Below are 7,791 nucleotides of genomic sequence, written 5' to 3'. Positions count from 1 at the left end.
TCCCCCCCCGAACACCCAACGCCCCACAGGAGGGAAGGGAGAGTCGCAAAGTCGCACAAACGAACCACCTCCCCCCCCCCCCTCACCCCCCCCCCCCCCCCCGGCTCTGTCCCCGGAGCCGATGGCGCCCGACGGCCGTCTCGGGCGGGCGCCAGGCTCGGCGCCCGGGTTCAATGAGCCGCTCCCGCGGACGGGCCCGGGTGGCGGTCCGGGCCGCCGGGCACGTCGGGGCCCTGCGGCGGCCAGGGCTGGGCGGCGAGTTGGCGACGCAGGGCGTCGAGGCGGGCCAGGTGGGTGTCGAGGACGCCGAGGGTCGCGGTGCTCTGCTCGCGGATCCGCAGCTCGACGGCGGCGAGGCGGTCCTCGAGGTGCTGCCAGCGGTCCTGGGCCGGGGAGTCAGGCGCGTCGTTGGTCGCTGTCATGGCGGAGGCGGTCGGTGCGGTCGGTGAGGTCGTCGAGGCGGGCGGCGAGGTCGGGATGGGCGTCCCCGAGGTGGCGGCGCATACCGGCCAGGGGCGCTATGAGGCCGGCCGGGTCGGTGGCGCCGAGGGCGGCGGTGAGTGCGGCCAGGGCGGGCCCGGCCTCGGGGGTGTGCCCGGCGGCGGCGGTGATCCGGGCGGCCAGGACGCGCAGGTCGGCGGCGTGGTCGCGGGCCCAGGCGTCGACGGCGCGGTCGGCGGCGCGGCGGTCGCGTACGGCCTTGACCCGCTCCGCGCCGGTGGCAGCGGTGCCGGTGGTGGCGGCGGTGGCACCGGCGGGGCGCAGGCGCAGGTAGCGGTTCTCGGCGGCCTGCCGGCTGGCGACGCCCATGGGCTGGGCGAGGTCGGCCCAGGTGGCGCCTGCGGCGCGGGCGGCCTCGACCATCGGGGCCTCCCATCCGGCGAGCTGGGTGCGCAGTTCCCGCAGCAGCACGAGGGCGGCCAGCGCCTGCTCGGCACCACCTTCCTGTGCGTCGCTGTCCGCGGGACGTCTGTCTGCGGGGCGGCCGGATTCCCGGGCCGTGCGCACGGCGTCGTCGATGACGGCGAGCGCTGCGGCGGCGGCGAGGAAGGAGACCGGCTCCGGCCTGGCTGCGGGCTTCGGTGGCTTCGTACTCATGAAGTCATTCTACGGACGACGCCGTGGGTTTGTCATTGGATGGATGACGTGCTACAACGGTTTCAGGTGAAGCGCACTGGCACCCAACGTTCAATGGAGGTGTTTCGCGATGCTGCTGCGCACTGACCCGTTCCGCGAACTCGACCGGCTCACCCAGCAGTTCCTCAACACGACCGGTACCTGGTCGCGGCCGACCCCGATGCCGCTGGACGCGTACCGCTCCGGTGACGAGTACGTGATCTGCTTCGACCTGCCCGGGGTGGCTCCGGACGCGATCGACATCGACGTCGAGCGGAACATGGTGACCGTCAAGGCCGAGCGCCGTCCGCACCGGCAGGGTGACGACGTGAAGTGGGAGCTGTCCGAGCGCCCGCTCGGTGTGTTCTCCCGGCAGGTCATGCTCTCCGACACCCTCGACCCGGAGGGGATCACCGCCGACTACGACGCCGGCGTGCTGACCCTGAGGATCCCGGTCGCCGAGAAGGCCAAGCCCCGCAAGATCGCCATCGCCCACGGCGAGGGCCGCAAGCAGATCAAGGCCTGACCTCTCCCCGAGCCGTCCCGTGCCGCCCGCAATCCCCCCGGCGGCGCGGCACGGGACACCCCGCCCCCGGCCTGACCTTCCGGACACGCCCGCGACCCGCGGGCCCGACGGACAGCGAGCGCCCCATGACCACCCCGGTGCCACCGTTCACGGTGAGGGTGTGCGGCGAGATCGACCTCGACACCGCCCCGGACCTTCGTCGCGAGCTGTCCCGCGCACTGGCGGACCACCGGCAGGTGGTGCTCGACCTGTCACAGGTGACCTTCATGGACTGCGCAGGCCTGAACGTCCTGATGGAGGCCCGCAACCAGGCCGACCGGAACGGGGCGTGCCTGGCCCTGCGCGGCATCACCCGCCCGGTGGCCCGGCTCCTCGAACTGACCGGCCTGACGACCTGGCTGGCCCCGGCGCACCGCCCGCCCGGCCGTACGGCCCAGCCCCGGCAGCCACCGCCGACCGGAGGGAGGACCCCGCGATGACACTGCGCTGGGAGGCGTTCCTGGACCAGGTCCGGGAACGCGGCGAATACGACACACCGCAGGAGGCCGAACGCTGCGCGCGCGTCGTCCTGGCCCTGCTCGGCGCGCACCTGGTCGGCACGGTGCGCTCGGACCTCGCGGCCCGCCTGCCCGAGACGCTGGCCCTGGTCCTGCTCAACCCGCTGCAGGCCACCGAACCGCTCAGCCCCGAACGGTTCGTGCGCGCCACCGCCGCCTGGATCGAAGGCGCCGCCGAAACCACCGCCCTGTGGGACATCGGCGCCGTCCTGTCCACCGTCGCCGACGCCGCCGGCGACCAGCTCATGGAGCAGGTCCTGCTCCAACTGCCGCCCGGCTACGACGTGCTCTTCGGCCGTCCCGCCGCCGGCCAACGCCCCTGACCCCATGACGGCCGCCCCGTCGCGGCGGCCCACGCCCGGAAGGCCACCGCCATGACCCGGCACCGCCACCTGATCCAGCAGGTCCGCACCCTCGGCCGCTACCCGAGCGACGCCGAGGCCGAACGCGCCCTCGCCGCCGTCCTGGCGCTGCTCGGCTCCCAGCTCACCGGCGACGAACGCTGTGACCTCGCCGCCGCACTCCCCGAGCGGTTGCGCACCGTCTTCGCCTCCCAGATCCCGCTGCCCCGACCGGTCTCGGCTCCCGCCTTCGTCGAAGCCGTCGCCGACGCCCTGGGCACCACCCTCGCGGCCGCCCGCTGGGACACCTCCACCGTCCTGGCCGCCCTCACCGACCTCACCGGCGACGACCTCACCGACCGGATCCTCCACCAACTGCCGCACGGCTGGGCGCTGCTCTTCGGCCGCGCCGACCTCACCCCGACCGCCGCCTGAACTGCCGGTGACAGCGGCGGGCCCAGCATGCCGTCCGGCGCAGGGTCGATGCGATGCGTCGGGGTCGGGCGGCACCGGAACGGTTGCCCACGGCCACCGACTCACATGATGACGACGGTGCGGCATGCGGGTTCCACAGGTTCCATGCTTCTCCGGGCTTCTCCGGGTTTCCCGGAGAAGCATGGACGAACGGCGACTCCGTGGCCGGTCCGGTCAGGTGTCCGCGGTGGGCTCCTGGTGGTGTTGGGCGCGGCGGAGTTGTTCGTTGATGCGCAGGGCTTCCTCGAGTTGGTCCTCGAGGATGACGATGCGGCAGGCCGCTTCGATGGGGGTGCCCTGGTCGACGAGGTCGCGGGCGCGCATGGCGATGCGCAGTTGGTAGCGGGAGTAACGGCGGTGGCCGCCGTCGGAGCGTAGCGGGGTGATGAGGCGGTGGTCGCCGAGGGCTCGTAGGAAGCCGGGCGTGGTGCCGGTCATCTCGGCGGCGCGTCCCATGGTGTAAGCGGGGTAGTCGTCGTCGTCGAGCTTGTCGGGTGTGTCGGGGCTGGCCGTTGTAGTCACTGCACCTCTCTGGTTCTCGAGGAGAACGCGTCGAGGGGCCCCGGGGCCGTGTCGGCTCCGGGGCCCCGAAGGGGAACAACACCATCTACCGGCCTGAGCCGGTCCTGTTACTGCCGCACTGCCCCGAGAGAGGGGTGTGCGGGGATCGCGAATGCGTGACCGGAAACCACCGTCCTTGCCTTGGGGTCTGCGGTGTCCGCCCGGACGAGTGTTCACGGGCCGGGCGATCCTGATGGCGCTTGCGCCCTCCGTTCATCCTCTGTACTGAACTGTCATTTCGTACTGCTGGTACTGCACTCACTGAACTGCGTACTACTCGGTACTGCTGGTGGCGGCCCCTGATACCTGCGGGCCGCCCGGTCCGGCAGTCAGCCCCGTCGCCGTCCTGCACCTGCCTGGCTTCGGAACTCCACTGCCGGACCGAACTGCGAACTTCTGTCCAACAACCCCGGCCAGTTCGTGTCTGGCCGGTATCGCCGACTGCTGTCTACGAGAGAAACACTAGACCCGCCCGCGAGCAATGTCTACTGCGGCGCGCATAGATTTTGAGGGGGCGAGACGGGAGGTAGTCCTCCTCCGCTGCGCCGCGGTGGCATCTCCCGAGCCGCTGCCGACCGTGTCGTCGGCCAACAGTGCGGCCAGGGCCCGGGTCAGGGCCTGGGACAGGGCCCGGGCCAACGGCGGCGGGGTGCCGGTTTCCCGCCGCACGGCGGCGGACGCGGTCAGGACGCATAGTCGGCTCGGGTGCGGTTACACGAGGGGAGGCCTGGCGATCGTCGACATCGGAAAGAGGTCCGCCATGACGGACAACTCGCGCCTGCCCGGAGCCTTCGCGTACCGGTGGGACTGGCAGCTTCGCGGCCTGTGCCGTGAGGCCGACAACGCCCTGTTCTTCCACCCCTCGGGTGAGCGCGGAGCCGCTCACCATGCCCGCGAGGAGGCGGCCAAGGCCGTCTGTGCCGGGTGCCCGGTCCGCATCGAGTGCCGCCGCCACGCGCTGCAGACGCGCGAACCCTACGGCGTGTGGGGTGGGCTTACCGAGGACGAGCGGCAGCGGCTCCTGGCCCGCAGCCCCCGGGGCGCCGCCTCGTCCGTCGCATGACGGGCCGCCGGCGCATCCGCCGGGCAGTCTGAGCTGGACCGGCCTCTTGGTGTGCGGTCCTGGCGGATGGGTCAACCAGCCGGGGCCGCAGCCGGTTTCGCGGCAGTCCGGGCGAGCCGGTAGGACTCGGTCCCGGTGTCGACGATGTGGGCGTCGAAGGTGAGCCGGTCCACGATCGCCGAGCACAGCCGCTCGTCGCTCCACGCAGCCCGGGAAGCTCGTTCGAACTTGTTGACTCTTGCTTACTTGGCCTTCATATTAAACAGGTCCAAACTCAATTCACCATCCTGAGCCCCTGGAGTCCCTCCCGTGGGTCGCCATCCCATGCCCGCACCCGTAAGCCGTCGACGCAGCCCCCACCGCACTGCCGTCGATGGTCGCGGTCGGCGCGACGACGCCACCGTCGACGGCACGCCGATGGAGATCCGGGACGGGATCGGCGACACCGATCAGCAGTGGACCCTGCCGTAACCACGCTCCGCGGGGCGGACGCGCCTGCGCCGCTCGCCCGGCCCGTAATTGACACACCGTCACTCCCCCCACCCCACCCCGTTCATTTGGAGCACTTTCGTGCGTAGACCTCCCCTGCTGCCGCGAGCCAGGGCCTTGCTCGCGGCGCTGGCCCTGGGCCTCGCCACCGCCCTCACCGCCACCCCGGCACCAGCCGCCCCGGCTGACGGTGCCGCGCACGCGACGACACCCGTGCCTTCACAGGCCATCACCATCGACGGCACCTCGCCCGGCCGCAGCTTCGACGGCCTCGGGGCCATCAGCGGCGGCGGGGCGACCTCGCGACTGCTGGTCGACTACCCCGAGCCGCAGCGCAGCCAGATCCTGGACTACCTGTTCAAGCCCGGATACGGCGCCGCGCTGCAGCTGCTGAAGGTGGAGATCGGCGGCGACGCCAACTCCAGCGACGGTCCCGAACCCAGCCACATGCGCACCCCCACGGAGGTCAACTGCGACCGTGGCTACGAGTGGTGGCTCATGGAGCAGGCCAAGGCGCGCAACCCGAAGATCAAGTTCTACGGCCTGGAGTGGGCCGCCCCCGGCTGGCTGAACGGCGGCATCTGGTCCCAGGACAACATCACCTACCTCCAGTCCTGGCTGGGCTGCGCGCACAGCCACGGGCTGGACATCGGCTACCTGGGCGGCTGGAACGAGAGCGGCTACGACAAGACCTGGTACGAGAGCCTCCGCACCTCCCTCGACAGCCACGGCTACACCGGCACCACCCTGGTGGCCTCCGACAACGACGACGTGAACTGGTCGGTGGCCGCCGACCTGGCCTCCGACAGCGCCTTCAACAAGGCCGTCGGCGTCATCGGCCTGCACGGCACCTGCTGGCACTCGACCCCGTCGTACACCGGCTGCCCCGGCAGCAGCACCGCGATCGGGCTCGGCAAGCCGCTCTGGGCCTCCGAGGACGACAACGACAGCTACGGCTCCCAGCCGTCCGCCCTGGCCCGCAACGTCAACCGCGAGTACATCGATGCCAGGATGACCGCGGACATCAAGTGGGCGCTGGTCAGCTCCTGGCCCTCGAACCTGCCCTTCGCGGGCGCCGGTCTGATGGCCGCCGACCAGCCCTGGTCGGGGAACTACCAGGTGGGCCGGGACATCTGGGTGATGGCCCACACGACGCAGTTCGCCCAGCCGGGCTGGAAGTACCTGGACGGCGCCACCGGCTACCTGCCCGGCACGGGCCTCAACGGCGACCCGCACAGCGGCAGTTACGTCACCATGAAGTCCGGCCAGGACTACAGCACCGTCATCGAGACCACGGACGCCTCGGCCGCGACCACCGTCAACGTCAAGGTCGCCGGCGGACTTTCGAACGGTACGGTGCACGTCTGGGCCACCGACATGAACAGCAACGACTCCACCCAGTGGTTCGTCCACACCCAGGACGTCACCCCGCACGGCGGCGCGTACTCGCTGACCCTCCAACCGGGCCACCTCTACACCGTGACCACCACCACCGGCCAGGGCAAGGGCACCGCCACCGCACCCGCCGGGCAGACCCTTCCGCTGCCCTACCGGGCCGACCTCAGTGGCTACCGGAGCGGCGCGACCGCACAGTACGTCCACGACTGGGCCGGCGCGTTCGAGACCGCGCCCTGCCCGGCCGGGGCCGGCACCCCGATGTGCCTGCGCCAGGTCATCACCCAGGCCCCACTGCCATGGCACTCGGACATGAACTACACCCCGGCCACCCTGCTGGGGGACCCGAGGTGGAACAACTACCAGGCCAGCACGGACGTGAACTTCGAGCAGTCCGGCAGCTCCGCCGAACTGCTCGGCCGCATCGACCACGTCGACCACGACCGCTCCGCCTACCACCTGAGGATCGACGACTCCGGTGCCTGGACGCTGTTCACCGAGGACCGCTCCAGCACCGACACCGTGCTGGCCGGTGGGCGCTACTCCGGTGCGGGCGCCGGGACTTGGCACAAGCTCACGCTCGCGATGACCGGCGACTCGATCACCGCGTCCATCGACCAGGTGCAGGTCGCATCGGTCATGGACAGCAGCCACCTGGTCGGCCAGATCGGCCTGGGCGTCGGCGGCTTCCAGCACACCGACTTCGCCAACGTCGCCATCACCCCGCTCGCCGGTCCGACGGCCACCGCCGTCACCAGCGTCAACAGTGGCAAGTGCCTTGATGTGACCGGTGGTTCGACGGCCGACGGTGCGCAGGTCGTGCAGTGGACTTGCGGCAGTGGCAAGGCCAACCAGCAGTGGTTGCTGCAGCCGGTGGCGGGTTCGGGTGCCGTGCAGCTGGTCTCCGTCAACAGTGGCAAGTGCCTTGATGTGACCGGTGCTTCGACGGCCGACGGTGCGCAGGTCGTGCAGTGGGCCTGTGGCAGTGGCAAGGCCAATCAGCAGTGGTTGCTGCAGCCGGTGGCGGGTTCGGGTGCCGTGCAGCTGGTCTCCGTCAACAGTGGCAAGTGCGTTGACGTGGCGGGTGCTTCGACGGCTGACGGTGCGCAGGTCGTGCAGTGGACCTGTGGCAGTGGCAAGGCCAACCAGCAGTGGACCACTCGGTGATCCGGGCGTAACAGGACCCCCGCGGTGGGGGGGGGGGGGGGGGGGGGAGGAACCGGAAGGACGAGAGCGCGGGCGAGAGGAAAAAAGGAAAAGCCCCCCACA

The 7,791-nt window shown here is 71.2% G+C and carries 10 protein-coding genes and 1 pseudogene; 7 read left to right on the top strand and 4 right to left on the bottom strand.

The window, feature by feature from the left end:
* Positions 1-170 precede the first annotated feature (170 nt).
* Together ACZ4W5_RS18380 and ACZ4W5_RS18375 are read right to left on the bottom strand one after the other, a co-directional pair.
* On the bottom strand, positions 171-422 hold the full coding sequence (locus ACZ4W5_RS18380) for a hypothetical protein (protein ID WP_465655515.1): 252 nt from the start codon (positions 420-422) through the stop codon (positions 171-173).
* Positions 397-1,098 carry a hypothetical protein gene (locus ACZ4W5_RS18375; protein WP_465655513.1) on the bottom strand — a complete coding sequence of 234 codons (702 nt, stop codon included), beginning with the start codon at positions 1,096-1,098 and terminating at the stop codon, positions 397-399. Before ACZ4W5_RS18375 ends, ACZ4W5_RS18380 begins: the two co-directional genes overlap by 26 nt.
* Before the next feature lie 109 nt (positions 1,099-1,207).
* On the opposite strand from ACZ4W5_RS18375, the gene ACZ4W5_RS18370 reads away from it, so the two are divergent.
* The 4 genes from ACZ4W5_RS18370 (at position 1,208) to ACZ4W5_RS18355 (ending at position 2,975) form a co-directional block, all read left to right on the top strand.
* The gene (locus ACZ4W5_RS18370; protein ID WP_402476105.1) at positions 1,208-1,642 is read left to right on the top strand and encodes an Hsp20/alpha crystallin family protein; all 435 of its coding nucleotides are present in this window, start codon (positions 1,208-1,210) and stop codon (positions 1,640-1,642) included.
* Between the two features lie 125 nt (positions 1,643-1,767).
* A complete protein-coding gene (locus tag ACZ4W5_RS18365) occupies positions 1,768-2,121 on the top strand; it encodes an STAS domain-containing protein (RefSeq protein ID WP_465655511.1) in 354 nt (117 codons plus the stop codon).
* Positions 2,118-2,522 (top strand): DUF2267 domain-containing protein, encoded by a 405-nt coding sequence (locus ACZ4W5_RS18360; RefSeq protein ID WP_360232775.1) that lies wholly within the window; start codon positions 2,118-2,120, stop codon positions 2,520-2,522. Before ACZ4W5_RS18365 ends, ACZ4W5_RS18360 begins: the two co-directional genes overlap by 4 nt.
* Before the next feature lie 51 nt (positions 2,523-2,573).
* Positions 2,574-2,975, top strand: coding sequence for a DUF2267 domain-containing protein (locus ACZ4W5_RS18355; protein ID WP_360232772.1), 402 nt, complete (start codon positions 2,574-2,576; stop codon positions 2,973-2,975).
* A gap of 213 nt (positions 2,976-3,188) precedes the next feature.
* Here ACZ4W5_RS18355 and ACZ4W5_RS18350 read toward each other — a convergent pair whose 3' ends face one another.
* A complete protein-coding gene (locus tag ACZ4W5_RS18350; RefSeq protein ID WP_360232890.1) occupies positions 3,189-3,470 on the bottom strand; it encodes a helix-turn-helix domain-containing protein in 282 nt (93 codons plus the stop codon).
* A gap of 865 nt (positions 3,471-4,335) precedes the next feature.
* Here ACZ4W5_RS18350 and ACZ4W5_RS18345 point away from each other — a divergent pair.
* Entirely contained in the window at positions 4,336-4,638 is a 303-nt protein-coding gene (locus tag ACZ4W5_RS18345; protein ID WP_360232769.1) for a WhiB family transcriptional regulator, read from the top strand.
* Between the two features lie 71 nt (positions 4,639-4,709).
* On the opposite strand, the pseudogene ACZ4W5_RS18340 reads toward ACZ4W5_RS18345, so the two are convergent.
* Positions 4,710-4,835 (bottom strand): annotated as a pseudogene (locus ACZ4W5_RS18340) (ATP-binding protein); the annotation flags it as partial.
* Positions 4,836-4,962: 127 nt separating this feature from the next.
* On the opposite strand from ACZ4W5_RS18340, the gene ACZ4W5_RS18335 reads away from it, so the two are divergent.
* Both ACZ4W5_RS18335 and ACZ4W5_RS18330 read left to right on the top strand, forming a co-directional pair.
* Entirely contained in the window at positions 4,963-5,109 is a 147-nt protein-coding gene (locus tag ACZ4W5_RS18335) for a hypothetical protein (protein ID WP_465655509.1), read from the top strand.
* A gap of 99 nt (positions 5,110-5,208) precedes the next feature.
* Positions 5,209-7,689, top strand: coding sequence for an RICIN domain-containing protein (locus ACZ4W5_RS18330; protein ID WP_465655507.1), 2,481 nt, complete (start codon positions 5,209-5,211; stop codon positions 7,687-7,689).
* Positions 7,690-7,791: the final 102 nt, after the last annotated feature.

Source organism: Kitasatospora sp. NPDC029367, from assembly GCF_055569135.1.
The sequence above is the reverse complement of the archived record's forward strand: the minus strand, read 5'-3'. Positions and strand labels throughout refer to the sequence as shown.